This is a genomic window from Chryseolinea serpens (assembly GCF_900129725.1).
In the GTDB taxonomy this organism is placed as follows: domain Bacteria; phylum Bacteroidota; class Bacteroidia; order Cytophagales; family Cyclobacteriaceae; genus Chryseolinea; species Chryseolinea serpens.
On record NZ_FQWQ01000007.1, the window covers coordinates 96,329 to 121,494 of the forward strand.

Annotated in this window: 6 protein-coding genes; all 6 read left to right on the forward strand. The window is 53.4% G+C overall.

Features of this window, described 5'->3' with window-relative positions; all coding sequences use genetic code 11:
- The first annotated feature begins 57 nt into the window (after positions 1 to 57).
- Complete coding sequence (locus BUB30_RS34435; protein ID WP_073143614.1) at positions 58 to 5,967, forward strand: non-ribosomal peptide synthetase; 5,910 nt, start codon at positions 58 to 60, stop codon at positions 5,965 to 5,967.
- Complete coding sequence (locus BUB30_RS34440) at positions 5,967 to 7,331, forward strand: hypothetical protein (RefSeq protein WP_073143616.1); 1,365 nt, start codon at positions 5,967 to 5,969, stop codon at positions 7,329 to 7,331. Before BUB30_RS34435 ends, BUB30_RS34440 begins: the two co-directional genes overlap by 1 nt.
- Before the next feature lie 54 nt (positions 7,332 to 7,385).
- On the forward strand, positions 7,386 to 10,445 hold the full coding sequence (locus tag BUB30_RS34445; protein ID WP_073143618.1) for a non-ribosomal peptide synthetase: 3,060 nt from the start codon (positions 7,386 to 7,388) through the stop codon (positions 10,443 to 10,445).
- Positions 10,446 to 10,466: 21 nt separating this feature from the next.
- Positions 10,467 to 16,133 carry a non-ribosomal peptide synthetase gene (locus BUB30_RS34450; RefSeq protein ID WP_073143619.1) on the forward strand — a complete coding sequence of 1,889 codons (5,667 nt, stop codon included), beginning with the start codon at positions 10,467 to 10,469 and terminating at the stop codon, positions 16,131 to 16,133.
- A gap of 38 nt (positions 16,134 to 16,171) precedes the next feature.
- Positions 16,172 to 24,121: a non-ribosomal peptide synthetase gene (locus BUB30_RS34455; RefSeq protein WP_073143621.1), complete on the forward strand. Its 7,950-nt coding sequence runs from the start codon at positions 16,172 to 16,174 to the stop codon at positions 24,119 to 24,121.
- An 89-nt stretch (positions 24,122 to 24,210) separates the two neighbouring features.
- A partial coding sequence (locus tag BUB30_RS34460; RefSeq protein ID WP_245804225.1) for a condensation domain-containing protein occupies positions 24,211 to 25,166 on the forward strand: 956 nt, incomplete at its 3' end.

A 25,166-nucleotide genomic window follows, 5' to 3' on the forward strand; every position in this document is an offset into this window, starting at 1 on the left:
GATGCCACCGGACGGTGCTGAACCGCGATGCTTACATGACCCTAAATTTTAAAATCAATGGAAAAGCTGGACAAAGCCAACATTCTGGACAAAGCCAACATTGAAGATATTGTGTATCTCACTCCACAGCAGGAAGGACTGTTGTTTCACTATCTGCACGACGACGACCGTTCGCTGTACAATGTCCAATTGTCGTTCTCCCTGGAGGGTGACATCGATATCGACGTGCTGCGCGATGCCATTCACACAGTCGTACAGGCCAATGAGTCTTTGCGCTCTGTTTTTCGATGGAAGGGACTCAAGAAGCCTGTGCAGGTGGTCCTCAAACGTCTTGTGCCATCGATGACGTTTCATGATGTGAGCGCCGAATCGGAAATCGTGCGCGAACAGACCTTGAAAAAAGTCTACGGCGACGACCGCCAGCAACCCTTCGACCTGGAGATGGGCGCGTTGCGCTATTTGCTGATCAGAAAAGCGCCTGACCTGCATATATTGACCATCAGCAGCCACCACATTTTGTTCGACGGCTGGAGCACCGCTGTGATGCTCAAGGAATTGGTATCGGCTTATGCGGCAGCCCGGCAAGCGCAACCCATTTCTCTTCCGGACAAGAAGCCGCTTCGCACGTTTCGAAAAATGACAGCCAACGGCGTACCGGGAGAGTCCTTTTGGAAAGAATATTTAAAGGAGTACGATCTCCGTGATTTCACGCCGGTAAAAGAGCAACCCGACGCGTCAACCGCCGGGGGAAAGATGACGCGCAAAATGCTCTTCATGAAAACCGAGGAGCTGACGCGATTTTGCGCGACCCGCAAAATTACTCCCGCGGCATTTTTGTATACCTGCGTGGGCATCCTGCTGCAACAGTATAAGAATTCACAAGACGTAATTTTTGGCACCACCGTTTCTACCCGGGCGCATTTTGCGGACGCGGAAGATACCATTGGTCATTTTATCAATACACTTCCCGTTCGTATGAAGTCCGTCAAATCCGAAACGCTGGAACAGCTGTTCCAGCATATGCAGGAGGGTTTGTCGAAACGAACGGAATTTGAAAACGACGCCGAGGGCGATATCAAGCGCAGTCTGCAGATTAATCCTGCCGATGCCTTGTTCGACACCATCGTGGTGGTTGAGAACTACCCGGTAGATGAAACCATCGCCCATGCCATTCCGGGTGTGACGGTGAACCTGCTGAACACAAAAGAACAAACCCACTATCCGCTTTGCCTCACCGTCTACCTGCGCGAGTACCTGGAAGTAGAATTTCTCTATCAGGATAAATACTTCACAGGATCTTCCATCCAACAACTCTCATCGCATTTCAGCAATGCATTGCAGCAAGCGTTTTATTATCCGAACCACACCGTTGAAACATTGTCCGTTTTGAATGAAGACGAAAAACGGGCGCTGCTGGCGGGCACGGAAGAAAATGTCGACGATCTTCACCGCGACCACACCATAGATGAGGCGTTTTTGGAAATGGCTCGTCGTTTTCCGAGCCGCGAAGCCATCAAGCATGGTGAACACGTGCTGACCTATGAAACCTTGAATCAACAGAGCGACAAGGTCTGCCGAAACCTCGTTTCTGCCGGCGTGAAGCCTGGCAGCATCGTGGGGATCATGCTGCCCAAATCCATCGAATTTATTGTCGGCATCCTCGGCATTCTGAAAGCCGGGGGCTGCTACCTGCCCATCGACCCGGAATATCCCGACGACCGGAAGACGTATATGATCAACGATAGCGGATGCGACCATCTGATCGTACATGGCCTTTCACCCGGCGACCTGCCTTGCCGCGTACTGGAATTCGAAAAACTGCTGATTGCGCCCGACGACGCCATCACCGAGCCTGTTTCGAAAACCGTGCACCATCCGGCCTACATCATCTATACTTCCGGAACCACCGGCAAGCCCAAAGGATGCGTGGTAGAACATCGTAACCTCATGCATCTCATGTTTGCCCAATCGCCTTTTGATTTCCACGAGCGCGATACCTGGTGTATGTTTCACTCACAGTCTTTTGATTTTTCTGTCTGGGAGATTTTTGGGGCGCTGCTCTGGGGTGGCAAAGTCGTTATCGTCGACAAAACGGTATCCCGAGACCCCATGCTTTTCATGGAACTGATGGAGAGCGAAAAAGTGACGGTGCTCAATCAAACACCGTCTTCGCTCACCAACCTGGTGGGGGCTGGCTTTTCGCAAGGTGCCTTTGTCAAGAATCTCCGCTACATCATTTTGGGCGGCGAAGCCCTCAATCCATCGGTGCTTCACGAATGTCTGGCCCTTCATCCGCATCTGAAAATTATCAACATGTATGGCATTACCGAAACGACCGTGCATGTTACCTATAAACAGATCACCGGCTCCGATACACTTTCGAGTGTGAGCAACATCGGTAAACCGCTGCCCCACCTCTCGCTGTACATTCTGGGAAAGAACCTGGAGTTGCTACCCGGTGGCGTTATCGGCGAAATGTATGTGGGCGGGCATGGTGTGAGTCGTGGCTATTTGAATCGTCCGGAGCTTACGCGACAACGATTCGTGGCCGACCCTTTCAAGCCTCACCAGGTTTTGTATAAGACCGGTGATCTGGCAAAATTATTACCTAACGGCGACGTGCAATACATTGGCCGCGCCGACCGCCAGGTCAAACTGCGCGGCTTCCGCATCGAGTTGGGGGAGATCGAAGAACAACTGAGTCAGTATCCGCAGATCAGTGACGTCCATGTATCGCTGAGACAGGATAAATCGGGAGACCATTATTTATGTGCCTATTACATTGCAGAGGCACCGATAAGCGAAGCCGATGCCCGTAAATTTTTGAAGACGCGTATTCCGGATTATATGGTGCCGGTCAGCTATGTGCACCTGCTCCGCTTTCCGTTGAACGCCAACGGAAAAATCGACGTTCGCGCGTTACCCGATCCCAAGGCAAGAGACAACAGTCACTATGTGCCGCCGGCCAATGAACTGGAGAACATGCTGACGTCGGTGTATCAGGATGTCTTGGGTGTGCCCAAGATCAGTGTGGAGGACAATTTCTTTTCCGTGCGAGGCGATTCCATCAAGTCGATTCTCATTGCGTCGCGCCTTCATATTCAGGGCTACAACGTGTCGGTGAAGGACATCATTTCTTTGCCCACCATTCGGTTGTTGGCCGAAAAAATGAAACACGCACAAGAAACGGTAGCAGCGCCTGCGGAGGAAAGTATCGGTCAGATCCCGCTTACGCCGATACAGCACTGGTTTTTTGAGCATACCGAATGGGACCTTGCCCATCATTTTAATCAGGCCGTCATGTTGTCCTTTCCAGGACGGGAAGACACGGAACGCTTTCAATCCATTTTCGCCGCCTTGCGGCAACGTCACCCGGCCTTGCGCACGACCTTTAAATGGGTTGATGGTGCGATAGTGCAGACGGTAGGGGACCAGGTTGAAACGCCAGTTTCCATCCAGGAATACGACCTGTCGCAGGAGGCCGAACCGCTGGCACGAATGAATGAAATTTCAGGACAGGTCCAGGCAGGTTTAAACCTGGAAGAGGGACTGTTGCTTCGTCTCGCCGTTTTTCGGTTGAACGAGGGCACGCGCTTGCTGGTGGCCATCCATCACCTGGCCGTGGATGGTGTGAGTTGGCGGATTTTACTGGAGGAAGTGAACACCCTTTATACGCAGTTGAAAACAGGGCAATCGGTAACGCTTTTGCCTACCACGACAACTTTTGGAACCTGGGCACGAAACCTGGAAAGCTATGCCCACAGCAAGCGCATCGAAGAAGTGTTGGAGTATTGGTCGCAGCCGTTGTTTGACGGGTGTCAAACCATCAAAACGGATTTTGAGGTCTCTGAAAATAAAGTAAAAGACCTCGGCAAACTGACCCGAACGTTAACGGCCGGCGTGTCGGAAGCATTGATCGGTGCAGCGAACCGGTTTTTAAATACACGCGTCAATGACCTGCTCCTGAGTGGTCTCGCGCTGGCGCTTCAAAAAAGTTTTGGCGTCCGCAAAGTGGCCGTCGATTTGGAGGGTCATGGCCGCGAAGAAATCGACGCGACAATAGACCTCGGCAAGACCGTGGGATGGTTCACGTCTATTTTTCCGGTATGCCTTGCCGTGAACGACCCGGATGATGTTATCGGTGTGATTCGCACGGTGAAGGAAACCCTGCGGGCCATCCCCAACCACGGCATAGACTATGGCATAGCCCACTACCTGACGGCCCCGGCAAGACCTGAACTGACCTCCCGTCTCGCGCAGGTGAAATCGCATATATCTTTTAATTACCTGGGGCAATTCGATGATATTTCGGCGACGGAAAATTTTTCCGTCGATCAACAAGGCATTGGCGCCAGCGTTGGCGACGCATGGGATCGTCCGCACGCCCTGGAGATGATCGTCCACATGGATCGGGGCGCCCTTCAACTTGAAATTTGGTATAACACAAAGCAATACAAGCGCGCCACGGTGGAACGTTTGCTGAGCGACTATGACAACGCGTTGCAACAGATTGTTCACGTGTGTCAGCACGCCACCCGGAGGTTTACGGCAAGTGATTTTAATCATGTGAACCTGTCGGCGGAGCAATTGCGGGAAATTGAAAAGCAGTGCGGGAACAACCTCGCACAAATCTATCCGCTCTCTTCACTCCAGAAAGGTATGTTGATAGAAACCCTCCGTCAACCGGACCAGGCGTTGTACATCCAACAAGCGATGTTTGATCTGGAAACCCCGTGGGACCTGACGGAAGATGGCATTGCCGCGGCACTTCAATATCTTTTTGAACGGCACGAGCTGCTGCGAAGCATCATCTGTTACCAGTCCTTGCAGGAGCCGGTTCAGGTGGTTCGTTCGGAGGTGACACCCAAGATGTTGTTTTTGGACCTCTCATCGTTTTTTGCCGATCAGCAAAAAGAAATGCTGGAAGAAATCACCCGCAAGGACCAGGTAATGCCGTTCGATCTCAGTCACGACAATCTGCTCCGCCTCACGGCGATAGCGTTGGGCCGCGGACGAACGCGGTTCATCTGGACCTTTCATCACCTGCTTATGGATGGTTGGTGCATGGGCATTCTGAGCCGGGAATTTTTGATGCGATGTGAAAGTCTGCTCAAAAAAGAAACGCCGCGCCACTTGCCTGCGCCGTCGCCCTACGGCAATTACCTGACGTTTTTGAAACGCATCGACCGCGACCACGCGAAGCAATTTTGGAAGCAATACCTGGACGGCTACGACGACCGTGTCGAGTTTCCACAGACACAAACGCCGGCGGAGGCGAAAGTGGTGTTCTATCACCATGTGCTGGATACTGACTTGAGCAAGCAATTAAGACAGCAGGCAAAGAAAATGCAGATCACCGTAAACGTATTGTTTCAAGTCGCGTGGGCTGTTTTGCTGGGCAAACTGAATCAGGTCGAGGACGTCGTATTCGGAACGGTATTCGCCGGCCGGCATCCGCAGGTGGAAGGCATCGACAGCATGGTGGGCCTCTTTATGAACACCGTGCCCTTGCGCGTTCGGTGGGATGATCATCGTAGCTTTTCAGGGCTGGCCAACGAAGTGCAAAGCGATCTTCTTGAAATAGAGCAGTACCAATATCAATCGCTCACCGACATACTGGACGGGCGCGATGAGACGGTGATCAACACCCTGATCGTGTTCGAAAGTTTTCAGCCCGGCGTAGAAGAATACACGGGCGAAAGCCTCCGGAAGAGCATCACCAACACCGCGTCCTATGTACAAACCAATTACGACCTGTATCTGGTGGTAAGCTATGGGGAGACCATCACGCTGACCTTCAAGTACAATAAAAAAGGATATCAGAAAACGGTCATCGAGAACTGGGCCCGCACCCTCGAACGGCTTCTTCGACAGGTGGTCGAAGGTGACCCGCGGATCGGCAGCTTGTCGATGCAAGACAGAAAATTGCAAACCGAACGCATCAAAGAATTCCTGGAAGATTTCTGATGAAAACGCCTACCTACTCGCAGCTCTCTCCGGCGCAAAGTCGTTTGCTGAGTTATGTTCGGACAAACAACCTCTTGCGTACGGCCGATTACCGTGACATCATACAACAGCAGGCCGGCTTTATGTTCCAGCCGCTGCCGATTTTCCTGGAACCCGCGTTGGGCGCGTCGCTCGGTTCGCTCACCCGGGGTCTGTTTGAACTCATCAAACAGATCCCCAGTAGGATTTTCAATTTGCGTGCGGCTGACATTGGGGCCTATTATTCCATTCCTGAAAAGCTGGCTGCTCAGCAGCTGAAGCATTTTGATGTCGGCACGCTAGACAACCTGCTGGGCCGCGCCGATGTGTGTTTGACACCGACGGGTTTTAAGTGTATGGAATTTAATATTTCATCCAATCTCGGCAACATGTTGGAAATTCACCAGGCGCGCAGACGATACGTTGAGCATGCTTGCCTGAAGGAATATTTCCAGGCGCAGGAGGCAACTTTTGCACCGAACATACTCGATCAATATTTTGATTTCATCGCGGCCCAATGTTCAAAAATAAGCGATGACGACACTTTTCATGTCGTGTTTGCATGCCCTGCGCCGGCAGAAAGTTTTGTGAGCGCGCTCCGGGACATGGGTCTCCGTGGAAGTCAGGGGCACAGATTCACTTTCAATGCCTGTTCTTATTATGATTTGGAGATCCGTGATCGAAAGATCTTTCACCGTGGAAAAAGAATACACGCCCTTGTCGATCGATATGAGGGATTGATGCCCGATCAGCTTGCAGCCCTCGGGCGTTCTGGCAGTGTTGTATTATTTGGCGGTAACCTCACCACCTTGCTGCAGAACAAAATCAGCCTTGCGCTTTTATCAGAACTTTCCGACAGCCACTTGTTTACCGACGCCGAAAGAGCGCTGATCGACAGGTTTGTGCCCTGGACCAGGAAGCTGACAAAGGAGCGGTTGACCCCCGGCAACTATTTTCTTGAATTCCTGATGGATGAAAAGGACAGCCTCATTCTGAAGCAATCCAATCTCAGTTCCGGTGAATCGGTGCACATTGGAAAGGAATGCCCCATCGAACGCTGGCAAGCCGTGTTGCACCAGGCGGGCACAGACGCCAACTGGTTAGTGCAGACCTTTGCCGATTCGATCCGGTATGAATTCCTGGACGACAACGACGGGCTGAGCGACTACATGGGACGCTGGGGCGCTTATGTCTTCGGCGACAAAATGGGCTACAAAGATCTTATCCTGAAACCCATGGACCAAAATGAAAGTGTGGTCAACGTTCATCACGGGGCACGATATACCTACGTGTTTGAAATGTTGGAAGAACATTCTCACATCCGCGAACAACAGCAAATCGCCTGAGCTTGCCAGGCACGTCAACGCGCCATCAAAAACATTTCCCATAAAACGATCGCAATGGAAACTACCATTCAAAACCTGATACTCCAGAGTCTGACTACCCATGCCGACAGAATTGCCCTGAAGTCGGGAGCAACCGCCCTGTCGTACGCGGACCTCGACGAACAGTCTACGCGTTTTGCCAACTACCTTTGTGCTTCCGGGGTCTTGCCCCAGGCGTTTGTGGGTGTTTATTTGAGTCAACGCACAGAAATCATCATTGCCCTGCTGGGCATTCTCAAGGCGCGTTGTGTGTTTGTGCCACTGGATCCGGCGGCCCCGCATGAACGTGTACTGAAACAGATTCAAAAGGCGAAACTTGCTTTCCTGGTGGGACAGCCCGACACATCGCCCGAGATCTTATCGGGGTGCATTCAGGCCGGCGTTTCCTTCGGTGATTTTTTATCCGGTATTCATTTTCCGGCAGCCGCCTTATGGAGTCACAATTTTTCGCCGAACGATAGAGCCTACTTGTATTTTACTTCCGGATCAACCGGGCAACCCAAAGCTATTCTGGGCCGGAACGAAAGTCTTCATCACTTTATCGATTGGGAGGTTCGCGAATTTGGAATACACGAGACGGACACGTTCGGTCAGCTCACGGTGCCCACGTTCGATGTTTTTTTACGCGACGTGCTAACGCCGCTCGCAGCCGGTGCTACGCTGGTGATTCCGGAGCGAAATGAAATTTCCCTGGCTGATTGGGTACAAAAAAACGAGATCACCTTTCTTCATTTGGTACCCAGCCTGTTCAAGGCCATGATGAAAGATGCCGGAAGCCGCTTCGATAAACTGCGCTATGTGTTGCTGGCCGGCGAAAAACTATTGCCGGCGCTCGTGAAGCAATGGTACACACATTTTAACAGGCAAACACGGCTCGTCAATGTTTATGGTCCAACGGAGACAACATTAGCCAAGGCGTTTTACGTCGTCACCGAAACGGATGGGGACGGCGCTTCGGTTCCTGTGGGTAAACCTATTCCCGGGGCGCGGTTCATTGTGTTGAATGATGCCCTGGAGGTTTGCGATGTGATGGAAAAAGGAGAACTCTACATTCGCACCCCCTATATGAGTTTTGGTTATTACGACGACCCGGCGCTCACGGCCAAAGTCTTTGTGCCGTCGCCATTCGGAAAACCGGAGACCATCTACAAAACCGGCGACATGGCCTGTCAGCGACCCGATGGAAATTTTGAACTCCTTGGCCGTCGTGACCGGCAGGTGAAAGTGCGCGGTATAAAAGTAGAACTGGATGAGATCGAAAAGCTGCTGCTTCGCTGTCCCTTGGTCGATGAAGCGGTGGTGGTGCACGAGGATACTGAAAAGGGCGTTGTTATTAAAGCCTTTTTAAAATCACGTGAACCTGGCCGCGCGGATTTTCAAGACGTGATCTGGAATTTTTTGCACGAGGCATCGCCGCGTCACATGATGCCGCAGAAATTGCATAGGTTGTCGGACATCCCTCGCACCGTGAACGGGAAGGTTGACCTGGAGAAATTAAGACGGATGGAGACGCCTTCTGCGCCCGCGCAACGCAAAAGCCCGGCGACCGAAATGGAATCGAAACTCGTGGCGATCTGGAAAAACATTCTCGAACAAGAAGATATTGGGCTCGACGATCGCTTTTATGAAGCCGGGGGCAACTCCTTGAATGTGATGTCGCTGCTCTACGAGATAAACCGTTGCTTCCAGGTGCGTGTCAGTGTAGAGGATTTTTATAAGAACGACACCGTTCAACTATTGGCCAGGCACTTGGAGATGGCCGTGGCAGCACCCGTTGCTGCAGCGCCGTCAGGTGAAGCCGGCTATTATCCGTTAACCCAAATGCAGGTGCAACTGTTTTCCTCTCTGGAAGAAAAACATCCGCTCACGTACAATATTGTGAATTGCTTTACCATCAAAGGCGCGAATGTCAGGTCGATTGACTATGCGAGCATCATGAACATGCTGGTGCAACGACATGAAAGCCTCCGTACATATTTTGATCGCGTAGACGGAATGCCCGTGCAACGGGTCCTGCCACAAGGGCGGGTAAGCATCACAGAACTTTTTGCCCACGAAAATGCCGAAGACAGGCTTCAGCCACACGACGTGTATAGCTTTCCGCTTTTTCGCGTCTATGTGAAGCGCTCCAAGCCTGATGTCCACCGCGTCACGATTGATATCCATCACCTCATCTCCGACGCCTTATCACAGAGCATTCTGATGAAAGAATTTCTGACGTTGGCGAAGGGTCAAATGTTGCCGGAAGTATCGCATCAGTTCAGGGATTTTATTGCATGGGAACAGGGCCATGCGCCCGAGACCGCTGCCGGGCATACCGAATTTGCAGACACGTCACTGGCCATCCAGTTTCCCTACTACAAAAAGGAATGGCATCACGAAGAAAACCACGCCGGGGTGTTGGCCGAGGAAATTTCCGAAGCCAGCCAGCAACGCCTGAAAGCGCTGGCGAGTGAAAATGGGTCTACCCTGTTCAACGTGCTGTATACGGCCTATTTTATATTGATGGCGAAGATCTCGGGTCAACGGAATGTAGCCGTGGCCGCGCCGGTTTCTTTCCGGCACGAGCCGGCCTTTCAACAACTGGTTGGACCGGTATTCAGCATGATGATTGTGCCGGCACGAATCGACGACGGCACCCGGTTTGTGGACTTGCTGCAGGTTGTCACTTCCAAGGTAGCCGCCGCACAACAAGGGCACTACCGGCTGGACGCGGTGTTGCCGGCCCTTCGGGCAACACGCGATGAAGCGGTGAATACGATTTTCTCCTTCGACGTCTATGAACCTCAAGCACAAGACCGTGAATTCACCGTCGAGCCGGTCTTCCACAACAAGCAGACGGCGAAGTATCCGTTCTACGTCGAATACGTTTCCCGACCACATGAGGGTTTGATCACGTTTCGATGGGACCGCAGCACGTTCGACGACCAGGTGGTAAAGCAATTTGCGGCCGACTTTCGGATGATATGGGAAACCGTACTCGACCATCCTGAAGTGTCTTTTGCCGACATCGTTCTTCATCACGGCCTGGCCACGCAAGTTCAAAATCCCGTCGCCATTGAATTTAATTTTTGATATACCCATACCGTTGAATCTATGAATACCGAGCGTTCCCTGGACCGGTTGAGGATCTATGCCAGCCAACACGTAGAGAAATCGCGCTACTGGCAGCAAGCCCTTCACCACGCCGATCACCGGCCAATTTTCGAGGATGTGAAAATGTTTCCCGCAGGCGATATTGAAACCGCTACGTTTCGCTGGGAAGACGAAGGCATCAGACCGGTCGGAAAAATTGCGCCCGACCCGGGATCGCTGTTGATACTTTTGCTGTCGGGCCTTCGCGTATTGCTTTGGATGTATACCGGAGAACGCAGTCGCATTCTGTGTACCCCCGTGCCGGGCAATCCCGGCGAGCATCCGGTGAACCGGGTGATACCCCTGCGAAACACTGTCGCACCGGACTCGACCTTTAAACAAATGCTCTTTGATGAGAGGGACCGTTTTCAGGAAGCCCACAGGCATGCCGACTTTCCCACGGAAATGATGGTGGAAAACCTGGTGGCCAGCCATGCGATCCAATCGAGCGACGATCTTTTTACCGTGGGGCTTAGCGTGTCCGGTTTGCAAGACGCCAAGATCTTTGACAACCTTAACCTGGAGTTGCACTTTCGTTTCAGTCAATCCGAAAAAGGCTTGACCGGCCAGGTGCAATACAACACGGGTCGCTATACGGAGGCGCGCATTCAGCGCATGATCGGACATTTCAGACAGCTGCTCTTGCAGGTCTTACGCGTTCCCGACACGCCGCTGACAGCGCTGCACATTCTCACCGCCGCCGAAACCACGGCGCGGCAACAGTTTAATAACACGGCCACGCCCTTGTCTGATCAGTCTGTGCTAAGCCTATGGCTGGATTGGGTTGAGCGCGCGCCACATAAAATTGCCGTAACGCACGGCGACACGCGGTGGACCTACGCGGATCTGGATAACGCTTCCAACGCCATAGCGGCCACCCTCCGCCAACGGGGCTGCGCAACGGGTAGCCTGGTGGCGATCTCGATGCAGCGGTCGCCTGCGATGCTGGCCGGCATATTGGCCATAGGCAAAGCAGGAGGGACCTTTCTGCTCATCGATACGGCCCTGCCCGATGAAAGAGTGCAGTACATGCTAGAAGATAGCCAGGCCACCATGCTGCTGTGCGATCCGTCTCGCGACGGACGTTTTGCCAGTGTGTGTCCCGAGTTGGTCGTCACCGAAACGCAGCCGGTTCCGACGCAACTCGTTATCGTGCCTCAGGCATCTACGGCCTATGTTCTCTATACATCGGGTTCGACGGGCATGCCCAAAGGCGTGCGGATTTCACAGCGCGCGTTGTCCAACTACATCCAATGGGCAGCAGATCAATATGTGGAACGGGAAGAAAGTGTCTTCGCGTTGCACACTTCGATCTCGTTTGACCTCACGCTCACATCCATTTTCGTTCCCCTGGTGTCGGGTGGATGTATTTCGATTCCCAGACATACCGACGCGGAAACCGGGTTGCACCAGGTTTTTGAAGAGGGTGTGTTTGACATCATCAAACTAACGCCATCACATTTGCGCGTGATCCAGACCTTGGACGATAAATATCTCCTGAAGTTCGCGGATCGTCGCCTGGTGTTCATCGTTGGCGGCGAAGATCTCGACGAGCATCTTGCTCGGTCAATCGATGAAAAATTTAAGGGCAACATCACGATCTACAATGAATACGGTCCCACGGAAGCAACGGTGGGCTGCATGATTTTTCAATACGGTTCGGGCCCCACCGAGCACAGTTCCGTTGCGATTGGCAAACCCATTGCAAACACAACCATCGATTTGCTGGACGAGCAACTGCGGCCGGTTCCCACAGGACTGGTGGGGGAGATCTACATCGGCGGCGCAGGTCTCGCCGAGGGCTATCACAACCAAGATGCGGCCACGCGTCGTGCGTTCATCATCCACCCTGAATCAGGCGTGCGCCTTTACAGATCCGGCGACTATGCCCGGCAGTTGGAAAATGGCGACTTGCTTTACCTGGGGCGCAAAGACGGTCAGCTCAAAGTGCGTGGACATCGCGTCGACGCAGGGGAGGTGGAGCACTTCATCCGCCAATATCCGGGCATTGCCGATGCCGCCGTGACGCTGATCAAAGGCAATATAACCGGAAGCGCGCTTTGTGGCTACTACATCACGACAACACACATCGACGACGAGGCACTCGTTGCGCACCTGGAAGGTCATCTTCCGTCCTATGCCATACCCAGCCGGTTTTGCCGGATGGAAAAATTTCCACTTACTGTGAATGGAAAATTGGACAGGGAGAAGCTCCCAATACCCCAGCACCATGCAGACTCACGAAAGGCGCCCCGCACCGAACCGGAGCGCGCCATGGCACAGATCTGGCAACAGATCTTGCAACTCGATCGCGTGGCGATCGACGACAACTTCTTTCTGCTGGGCGGCGATTCCATAAAGGCGCTGCAACTGGTTTATAAAATGCGTGCCGTTGGTTATGGTGTTACTGTATCGGATATTTTTCGCCACCGTACGATTGAGCGCATTGCCCGTGGAGTCGCCGTACTGACCAACTCGCCGGAGACAACTGAAAAGGTGGAAGGCATTGCGCCGCTAACACCCATTCAAACATGGTTCTTTAAAAATCAGGTACACGACCGGCATCATTACGTTCAATCGGTGGTGTTGCGTTTTGAAAAAAACATAGCTGCCGCAGTGGTGCGCGAGGCGTTCCAAAAAATTATGGATCACCACGACGCCTTGCGAACAACGTTTACCACGGAGCCCGATGGATCGGTGACCCAGCGGACATGGCCCGCCGGCGCGGTATCGCCCGAGGTAGAAACGTTTACTGACGATCCGGAAACCTTCGATACCGCCATGGCCCGCGCGAAAGCTTCGCTCGACCTGGCCCACGGGCCGCTGATCAAGCTGGCACTGTTTCAGGCACCGGATCATGCACGCCTTTTCGTGGCGATCCATCACCTGGTGGTGGACACCGTGTCGTGGCGCATTCTGATCGAGGACCTGACTGCGTTGCTGGAACAAAATGAAAAAGACATGCCGTACACGCTGCCGTCAAAGGGCGTTGCCTTCATGGCATGGTCTGGTGCCATACGCGACTACCAGGGGCGGCCAAAGTATGATCAGGCAAAAAAATATTGGCAGGAGGTCTCTCAGAAAAAATGTGATGGACTACCCCTTGATTTTCCGCAGGGGAGTAATACACAAGCCGACCAGCAGGTGGAGACCCTGCGCCTTACCGAAGCCTTGAGTGCGCAATTGCTGACGAACGCAAACGGAGCCTTTGGCACCCAATTGCACGAGCTGTTGCTGACGGCGCTGACCGACGGCCTTCGGAAAACGTTCGACCTGAAGACGATCCGCCTCGACGTCGAGAGTCATGGACGCGAGAGCGCGTTGCTAAATAAAGATGTTAGCCGAACCGTGGGATGGTTCACAACCTTTTATCCCGTTGCTTTTTCAGGAGCCGCGCATGACACAGTTTCCGACAGGATCTTGCTCGTAAAAGAAGCGTTGCGGCAAATTCCGCAAGCGGGTTTCGATTACGGGATCATTACGCAACTGGAATCGGTCGTGGCGCCCACGCCGTCGGAGATCAGTTTCAATTACCTGGGACAGGTGGATGCCGATCTCCGGCAGGCGACCTTTAGCGTGACGTCAGCACCCGGACCGGATGTCAGCGCCAGACATCGTCGTTGCTATAGCCTTGCGGTGTCGGGAATCTTTTTGAACCAGGCGCTCGAGGTGAGCGTTGCGTACAGCAACCAGCAATATGCGGCGGAAACCATCCGAACTTTGCTGCATAACGTGGCGGAGGCTGCGCAATCCATTGTATCGGCATGCCTGTCGACCGCCAAGCGGATCTTTTCGCCGTCTGATTTCTCGTACAAACGGTTGTCACAGGATGTGCTGGACATGCTCACAAGCCGCTATACCATCCAAGATATACACGCTTTGTCGCCCATCCAGGAAGGCATGCTGTTTCATAAGATCATGCACCCTGCGTCGGCGGTTTACGTTTCGCAGTCGTCAAGTCGCATTCGGGGCGATTTCGACCATACTTTATTTTTACAGAGTTTGAAAATACTGGTCGGGCGTCACGACACATTGCGCACGGTATTTATACACGAGGGTCTCGACAGGCCAGTGCAAGTGGTGCAGCAGCCAGGCGAATTATTTGCCACCAGCGTCGACCTCACCGATGGCACCGGCAAGCCTTTGACAGAAGAGGACCGGTCGCGACGTGTAACCGAATTTCTGGCGCGCGACCGTGCGGCCGGATTTGACCTTGACCGGAATGGCTTTCGCGCTACCGCCCTCAAGCTTGGCCCTCAGGATACGGAAGTGATTTTTAGCTACCACCACATCCTGATGGACGGCTGGTGCATGAGTCTCCTGTTGACACAACTCCTCGAAATTTACAAAGCCGGCGCCCTTGGGCAGTCGCCAGCGCTTCCGGCCCCATCACAATTTGGGGAATATTTAACGTGGCTCCAGGACCGGGATGTCCAAAGCGGCATGACCTTCTGGAAAAATTATCTGCAAGGGTTCACGGGCGCGACAGCGATCCCCCGAACAGCAGAACCCACGACAGCCGACCGTCTGGATGCTTCCCGTTATAAGGATTTGAAATTGAACCTTGGCGCCGAACTGACGGCTGGCCTGCAACGCGTCGGTCGCGAATCGCAGGTTACTTTGAATACCCTTTTTCAAGTGGCTTGGGGCCTGCTCCTGAAACAATACAACAACAGCGATGATGTGGTGTTTGGAACGGTGGTCAGCGGAAGAGCCGCGGATATTGCCGGCGTCGAATCCATGGTGGGATTGTTCATCAATACCGTTCCGAATCGTATACGTTTTTCGGGATCGGATACGCTGCGTAAAACGTGGCAGCACTACCAGGACGTCGCGTTGACAACAGAGTCGCACCACCATATTTCCCTGGCGGAGATACAGCAGCAGGTGTCGCCGAATAAAATGTTGTTCGATCACATTTTTGTATTTGAAAACTACCCTGTCGACCCCCTCTTCAAAAAAATCAGTCACGACAACGCCCAGGGTGTCGAGTTCTTCCCCGGCTTATTCATTACGGGGAATAACGTTTGTGAAGCCACACACTATGATCTCGCCCTCGTGATTCTGCCGGGGGAAACGCTGACGGTCAACTTTAAATACAACCAGTCGGCACTCGATGTGGCGCTCATCCATCAATTGTATCATGAGTTTGTCGGTGTACTCCAGGCCATGGTGAAGGACCCAGGCCAAAAGATTGGCGACCTGCAGAGGGTGCCAGCAAAGGAGGCGAAATCGCCGCGCTATTTTATACGCCGGGAGAGATTACCCCTTGCCGTGAAAGGCGCGACACCCACGGAAACAGAACTTCCGGCTCCATTAGCGCAACAGCCTGCGAGCACTGCGTTGGCACTGCACGCGCGCATGATGCGGGTTTGGGCGAACGTACTGGAGATTGACGCCGGAACCATTTCCGCTGACGCCAATTTCTTTGACATCGGGGGACATTCCCTGAAAGTCACGCAGTTGGTAACACACCTTCAACAGGAATTTGGCGTGCGGGTTCCGATCGCCGAAGTCTTTAAACATCCCACCGTCGAAGAACTCGCGCTCTTTATAGAAGTCAACGCGTGGCATGAACATCGTGAGCGCGTACCGGCCGCCGCAATGCGGGAAGTAACGATAGAATAGGTTCGGAGGAAAAAAAACAAAATTTTAGCGGCACGCGAATGAATAACGTGAACGATCTTTTATTACGGCTGATGCAGCGCGGCATCAGACTTCAGGAAGAAAACGGCAAACTGAAAATTGCCGTTCCCGAAGGCGTGGCGACCGACGATCTGCTGGCAGAAGTGACGGCGCTGAAAAAAGATTTGCTGATCCACCTGCAACAACAGAAGGTGGCAAAGGGTAGCCTGGCTATTCCTGCGGCCGCCGTAAGCGCAGACGGCTACCCGTTGTCAAGCCAGCAACGCGGTCTCTATACGGTTCACGCCATGTCGCCCGATTCCACGGCCTATAATATTTCGATGGCGCTTCAATTAAACGGCGTTCTGGAGATCCAAAAAATTGATCGCGCCTTTCACCAGCTGGTGGAGGCGCATGAAAGCCTGCGCACAGCCTTTCGGATGGATAACGGCGCACCCCGGCAGTGGGTGGAAGCGGTTCGCGATTTCAGGATCGAGCACGTTGTCTGCCAGGCATCGGAGCGCGACGCACGCATGGCGGCGTTTATCCGTCCATTTGACCTGACACGGCCGCCGTTAATGCGTGTGGGCGTGTTCAGCACCGATGCCACCGACCATGTGTTGGTCATCGACGTACATCACCTCGTATGCGACGGCGCATCGCTGGCCATACTGACCCGGGATTTTATGACCTTGTATAATGGTCAGAAGCTGACAACATCGCCCTTGCCCTATAAGGACTATGCGGTATTTCAGCAAAAAGAAATGAACACGACGGCTGTGGACGCAGCGCGTGGATTTTGGAATGATTGGTTTGCGGGTGATTTGCCAAAGGTCCACCTCCCCCTGGATCATCCCCGCCCGCTGCGGATGAATTTTGCCGGCGACACCGTGCGTCTTCAATTGACGAAAGAAGAAGTGAGCGCGCTCAAAACGCTCTCGGCAAAAGAGGGCGTCACATTATACATGACGTTATTGTCCGCTATGCTGGTGTGGTTGTATAAGCTTTCCGGCCAAACCGACCTGATTGTGGGAACGCTCACCGAAGGCAGGGTCCACAGCAATGTGTCGGGCACGGTCGGAATGTTTGCCGCTACGCTCGCACACCGCGGCAGTCTCCACACAAACGACACCTTTATCGAACTGCTCCAACAAACCAAGCATCAGCTCGCGGTGGCCTGGGAGCACCAGGCATACCGTTACCAGGATCTTGTTGCCGATCTGGCGCTCCCCCGGGAAGCCGGCCGCAATGTGCTGTTCGATATCATGTTTGAGATGAGTCATGGGCTTCCATGGCAAGATACCGGCAGCCTTGCGATTACTCCCTATCACGTTCGTCAGGACACGGCCATTTTTGACCTGAGTCTGGAAGTGCAGGAGGATCCTGGCCAACGTCTCACGATCTTGTTTCGATACGCCACGAGCCTTTTCGAAAGAACGTCCATGGAGCGCTATGCGGCATGCTATCAGCAGACGCTTCGCGAAATTCTGAACGATCCGTCACAGTCCCTTGCCAGCATTTTTATATTGCCGCCATCGGAACAGGAACGCATTCTTGCGGTATTTAATAACACGGAGATATCCGCGGTGATACCGGAAAATTTTGCAGAGGCATTTGCCCGAACCGTAGAGTCGTTTCCCGACAAAATAGCCGTTGAATGTGACAGCACGGCCCTAACATACCGCGAACTACAGAGCAGAGTTGATGCATGGGCAGACGTTCTAAGGGCGCAGGGCGTGAGCGCCGGAACCCGGGTGGCGGTCATCCTTCCCCGGTCGGTCGACACTTTACAGGCTCTTCTCGCATTGTTGAAACTCCAGGCGACCTATATCCCGATCGAGCGCGAATTCCCGGAAGCCCGGATCATAAAAATAGTACAGCGGTCGGAGGCCGAGTTTATCGTCACCGATCCGTCATGGACACTCCCAGACGAAACGCAAGGTCTATGGCCTTATTTAAAAAAATATTTTATCACGCAACACGGCGAGATTCGCAGCCAGGATGTGACCACCCCAGCACAGGTGGCGCAGCCGTTGGCCGGACGCGCGGCCTATATGATCTATACGTCCGGCACGACGGGCGAACCCAAAGGGGCCATGGTCCACGAAGCCGGTATGATGAACCATCTGTGGGCCAAGGTCGGTGACCTGGCGCTCACGGCCGCGGATGTGGTGGCGCAAACCGCGTCGGTCAGTTTCGATATTTCCATTTGGCAATTCCTGGCGGCCTTGCTGGTGGGAGGCAAAGTGGTTATCATCGACAAGCGTATCATTCAATTGCCGGAACAATTTCTGGCAACGCTGCAAGCCCGGTGTGTAACGATCGCACAATTGGTGCCTTCCTTGCTCAATGTTTTTGTCGACACCGTGGCACGGCAGACAAAAACCGAATTGCCCTGCCTGCGCTGGATGATTCCCACAGGCGAAGCCCTTTCCGTTTCACTGGCCCGAAAATGGTATGTCGCTTATCCGGACATAAAGCTTCTAAATGCCTATGGCCCGACCGAAGCCTCGGATGACGTGACGCATCACGTGGTGCCCCGTCCGGTCCAGGGCCAGCGGACCATCTCCATCGGTCGGCCCATACGCAATACGCATGTCTATATCCTGAACCCTGACGGCCAGCTTTGTCCCATTGGCATAGCCGGTGAAATTTGCATCGCCGGCGTCGGCGTTGGCCTGGGATACTGGCGGGATGAAGACAAAACGAATGCGGTGTTTGCTCCCAATCCCCTGGTCGGAAGCATTGCTCAGAAAAACTACGATCGGCTTTATCGCACCGGCGACTACGGATATTTTACCGATACCGGCACCATAGAATTTTTAGGACGCCGCGACAACCAGGTCAAGGTAAACGGAAACCGTATTGAACTACAGGATATCGAGGAGAACCTGATGGCACTGCCGGGTGTAGATGAAGCCGTTGTGATGACGCAAGATGATAAGGAGGGCGGGCGTACATTCCTGGTGGCCTATTATACCGCTGCCGCCGCGTTTGCGATCAGTGCCCTGCGCAACGATTTGCTGAAGCGCCTTCCGGAATACATGGTGCCCTCATTTTTCATCCACCTGGAGCGTCTGCCACTCACCTTCAACGAAAAAATCGACCGAAAGGCTCTTCCCCCTGCAGACTTCAGCCGGGCGCATCACGAAGCCGTGCCTGCCGCTACGCCATTGGAGCAACAAATGTTGGACATCTGGAGAAATGTGCTGGGCGCGCCGGTCTTGGGAATTACCGACAATTTCTTTTCATGGGGCGGCGACTCGATAAAAGCCATTCAGATTGCATCGCGGCTGCGGCAGATTGATTATCGCATAACGGCGCAAGACTTATATCAATATCCTACCATACAATCGCTAAGCCAGGTGGCGCAAAAGATCGGCGCACCGGAAACGCAAGAGCATGTCGTGGGAAGAGTTTCCCTGACACCGGTTCAGCGGCGATTTTTTGAAAGCCGGTCGGGCTTTGATCATCATTACAATCAGGCGGTGTTGCTCAAACTGGAACAACCCGTAGAAACACCGGACCTTGAAAATATTTTTGGCGCGCTGCTTGATCATCACGCACAACTACGCGCCGTATTTTATGAAGACGACGGCGTCATGGTGCAAGAGGTGAAGGAATACGAAGGAGCGCCGGTCATCGAAACCATCGACTTGCGGGCGGCAACAGATTTTGCGACCGCGGTGAACCAACACGCCACAACTATTCAGGCATCGTTCGTCCTGGCGACCGGCCCGTTGGTCAAAGCGGCAAGATTCAAGGGTCCCGACGGCGATCGTCTGTTGGTGGTGATCCACCATCTGTTGGTTGACGGAATGTCATGGCGTATCCTGTTCGACGACCTCGATCAACTTTTGACGCAGACACATGCCGGCCAGGCATTGGAACTTTCAAGACCATCGCTCACCTACCGCGCGTTTACGGCCGCGCTGGAGGCTCATCGCGCATCGTCTGCTTATCGGCAGCATCGTGACTACTGGAAGAAACAGGGCCTGGCCGCTGTTCATGTTCTGCCGTTCGATTTCAACGACGCCGCCGATCGCCAGCGGGATGAAGTGCGCGAGACGTTTCGTGTGGATGCCCTGCTCACCGAAAAGCTTTTGCAAAAAGGTCACCTGGCGCTGGGGTTGTCAGTGAACGAAATCCTGTTGGCCGCCTTGCTGTTGAGTGCCGGTGAAAATTTTGACATCGAACAACTCACGGTCGAATTGGAAGGTCACGGACGGGAAGAGCTCTTCGCCGGGCAAGACGTTGGTCGTACCGTGGGATGGTTTACCAGTATTTTTCCGCTGCAGCTCGCGCTGCCAAAACACGCGTCGCTTGCCGGCATGCTCAAGATCGTGAAAGAACAGATCCGAAGCGTTCCAAACAAGGGCATCGACTACGGCATCTGGCGTTATCTCGATCCGGACTATAGCCCTCAGGATCGTGACACCGTTTCCCCCGGGATCAGCTTCAACTACCTGGGACAATTCGATACGGACATCAGGCGATCACATTTTTCCATAGCGCCCGAGTTGTCCGGCATCTCCATACACCCGGATCGCCGGCGCGACCATGCCGTGGAGGTCACGGGAATAGTATACCGCGGCGTGCTGGAAATGAACCTCCGCTACAACCGGAATCATTACACGACCGAACGGATGAGCGGCTGGGCCACAGCCTACAAAGCTGTTTTGGAAAAGATCATTGGCTTCTGCTCAGACGAAGCGACGGTGAAACAATATACCCCCAGCGATTTAACCTTCCCGGGGCTGACGATCGACGAGGTAGATCAGCTCTCGCGCACGTTCGATTTTGAAGACGTATACGCCTTGTCGCCAATGCAAAACGGCATGCTGTTTCACCGCCTCATGGTCCCGGACTCGGAAGCCTATTTCCTGCAAGTGTCCTATAGCCTGGAAGGGCACGTGGACGTAGCCGCGGTAAAAAGCAGCGTGGCCCGGCTTGGCAAACGACATGATATTTTGCGGACAGCAGTGCTGTCGGAAGGTTTTGCGCAGCCTCTGCAAATGGTTTTGCGACAACGGGAAATTGAATTTCATTACCATGACTTTCGCAAAGTAGAAGACGCAGAAGCCCGGATCGCGGCGTTCAAGGCGCGGGACAAGGAACGCAATTTTGATTTTGTTCATGATTCGCTCCTTCGTGTCACGGTGCTGCAGCGGGCAGAACAGGCCTTTGAATTTGTGTGGAGTTTCCATCATATCATTTTAGACGGATGGTGCATTGGTATTCTGATCAATGAGTTCATGCAGCTTTACACGGCGGCGCTACGGCGCGTAGAAGCAAGCTTACCAAGTCCACAGCCGTACAAGCATTACATCCGATGGATCGCAGCACAAAATGACGATGCGGCAAAAACATTCTGGAAACAATACCTGGACGACTTTAGCGAAATGACCGGTATGGCCCCCTACACCATGCCCGGCGACAGACGCTCGTCGGTCATCCCACTCGCCGAGCATACGGCCCAGTTGGATCCCATTCGCACGGAGGGCCTTAGAGCGCTTGCCGCGCGACTCCAGGTAACGCAGAATTGTGTTCTACAAAGTGTGTGGGCCATTCTGCTGTCGCGCTATGCGAACAGTGGCGATGTGCTTTTTGGAGAAGTGGTTTCCGGTCGGCCGGCCGAACTCCCGGGTGTGGAGCAGATGCTGGGGTTATTCATCAACACCTTGCCCAAGCGTCTGCGACTCGAAAGCAGCATGACATTTGTGGAGCTGGCCCTGCAGGCACAACAAGACTTTCATAGCCGCGCGCCCTATCAGCATCATTCGCTGGCGGCCATCCAACAAAACTTCCCGGGCGAAAGATTATTCGACCACATCTTTATCTATCAGAATTTTCCCCGTGTTGACCAGCTTGCAGAAAATCAGGATGCAGGGTGGGATGGTTTTAAAGTCACGCATGCCGAAAACCTGGATCACACAGACTATGACCTCACCGTCACGGTGATCCCCGGAGACCAGATGGCGATAAACTTTTGTTATAACACAGCGCAGTTTGAGGCTGCCTTCATAAGAAACCTCGGCGCGCAATTCTTCAACGTGCTGGAAGCAGTAATGCAACAACCGGAGATGGCTCTTGGCGAATTGGATATGTTGACGGAAACGGACAAGATCAAACTACAATATCAATTCAACGCATCCTGGTGTGCGGTAAGCAAAAACCAAACCTTCACATCATGGTTTGAGGACAACGCGCAGCGCCATGAAAGCCGTGTCGCCGTCGTGTTCAATGACCAACAGTGGACCTATGTGCGCCTGAACACCGCCTGTAACCAGATCGCCCGGGTGCTCATAGCGGAAAAAGGCATTTGCCCCGGAGATCGTGTGGGGCTCATGGTAGATCGAAGCGAGTGGATGGTCATCTGCACGCTGGCGATCCTTAAGGCGGGCGGCGTCTTCGTGCCGATCGATCCGTTATATCCACCGGACCGTGTCGCCCACATTCTGAAAGACAGTGAGATCCAATACCTCATCACCGATCAAAGTGATGTTCAGCCGGAAGTCACCGTGCTGGAGTTGGAGGCATTGAAGCGTGAAGGGTTAACCGTCATCGGTACCAATCTTCCGATGCGCACATCGCCGGAAGACATTGCCTATATTCTGTATACCTCCGGCTCACAAGGCAAACCAAAGGGCGTGATGGTGGAACATCGCAGCCTGGTGAATATTGCTGCCGGTTGGCGGTCGGCCTATGCCCTCGATCAATTTCCGGTGCGGCTGCTGCAGATGGCGAGCATGGCCTTCGACGTTTATCTTGGCGACCTTGCACGTGCCTTGCTGAACGGCGGGCGCCTGGTCATTTGTCCCGCAGAAACACGACTGGTGCCCGAGATCCTCTATGATCTCATGCAGCGCGAACGCATCACGATTTTTGAAAGCACACCGGCCCTCATTTTCCCGCTCTTCAGATACATTGAAGAAAATGGAAGGGACATTGCTTTTTTGAAGCTCCTCATTCTTGGATCCGACGTCGTGCACATGGAAGACTTTGTCTGGCTCCGGGAAAAGTTTGGGAACAGCACCCGCATCCTGAACGGGTATGGCACAACCGAAACGACAATAGATTCTTGCTTTTATGAAGACCACGATACCTTTTCCGCGCAATGCTCAGGCGTAGTGCCGATCGGCAAGCCCTTTGGCAACAACACCCTCTATGTATTGGACCGGGAGGGAAGGATGGCACCGCCGGGTGCGAAGGGCGAACTCTATATCGGTGGACCTGGCGTGGCGCGCGGCTACTGGAATAATCCCGATTTGACAGCAGCGCGTTTCGTGATCCAACCACAACTGAACCAGCGACTCTATAGGACCGGGGACCTGGCGCGTTGGCTTCCTTCGGGCAACCTGCTCTTCATGGGACGAAACGACAACCAGGTGAAGATTCGCGGCATTCGCATCGAGCTGGGTGAAATTGAAAATCAGCTCGGCAAATGTCAGGGTGTCGGCGAAGTGTGCGTGTTGCGGCATGTGCGAAACGGGAACGAATTCCTGGTGGCCTACTACACCGCCACGGGTCCCCTGGACGACACGTTGTTTGCGAATGAGTTGCTCAATTACCTGCCCTACTACATGGTGCCACATCACTATGTCCGCCTGGAGGCCATTCCTTTATCGCCCACCGGCAAAGTGGATCGCAAAGCCCTCCCGGAACCTGATTTCGAATTGGAGGATAACTACGTGGCTCCCGAAAATGACGACGAGCAAGCCCTGGCTGAAATTTGGTCGGATATACTGAATATTCCCGACGACCGGATCAGCGTGGTCAGGAATTTTTTTGAGCTGGGAGGACACTCGCTTAACGCGACCATATTGCTGGCCCGGATTGCAAAAACCTTTAGCGTTAAGATCACCTTGATCGATATTTTTAATTCACCCACCATCCGCGAACTGGCCGAGATCATTGGCAACAAACGATGGATCAGGGGCGCGGGCGTTCCCGAACAACAGGAAACCCTGAAGACAGAGTTAACACTCTAACCCTGTCGTGATGGTAAAAGAACGGACCGCAGCGGTTCTTCTCATTTATGAAAATTATTTTGATTACCCTATAAACTGAACTTATGGTTGTGAAATTATTATCCAGACTCCGGAAGCATAATGTTGACGTCCGGGTGGTCGACGACGAACTGAAGCTTGGCATTCCCCAGGGCGGGATTGACGCTGCGCTGCTCAATGATGTTCGGGAACACAAGGCAGAGATCATTGCGTATGTGAAAGCAACCTATACGGATAAAGATTTTGCACTGATCCCGCCAGCGCCGCGTCAGTCGTTATATCATTTAACGAGCATGCAGCGGCAGTTTTATTTTGAATACTTGCTGGATCGCAGTTCGACGGCGTATCATGTGCCGACGATACTGCGGATCGAAGGGGCCTTGGATGTTGAAGTTTTAGAGTCGTCGTTTCGGCAATTGATGTTGCGTCACGAGAGCCTGCGCACGCAGTTTGAGATGGTGGACACGGTTCCGTATCAGCGGATTGTGGAAGCGCCGGCGTTTGCCGTAGAGTATGCGGAAGGCAATGAGACGACGCTTGCGTCGCAGATCGCGTCGTTCACACGACCTTTTGTTCTGGAGGAAGCGCCATTGTTTCGCGTGGGACTGATTCGTTTGTCATCGGAAGAACACCTGCTGCTGATCGATTTTCACCACATCATCACCGACGCAGTGTCGAGCGAAGTGCTCATCGAAGATTTTCTGCTTTTTTACGGCGGATCGCGTCCTGCCCCGTTGCGTCTTCAATACAGAGATTATGCGGAGTGGCAGCAAAGCGCGCCCTTCCAGGAAGAGCTGTCGGAGAGCCGACGCTATTGGCAGTCGCGTTTTTCGGATAAACCGGCGGTACTGTCGTTGTCGACGGACTATGCTCGTCCATCGGTTCGAAGCCAGGCGGGGGCGTCGGAATATTTTTGCCTGGACAGTAAGTTGCATCATGGCCTGGAGCAGCTAGCGTTGTCGGAGCAGACCACCTTGTTCTCGGTGCTGTTGTCGATCTATACGCTGGTGCTGTCGCGGTGGAGCGG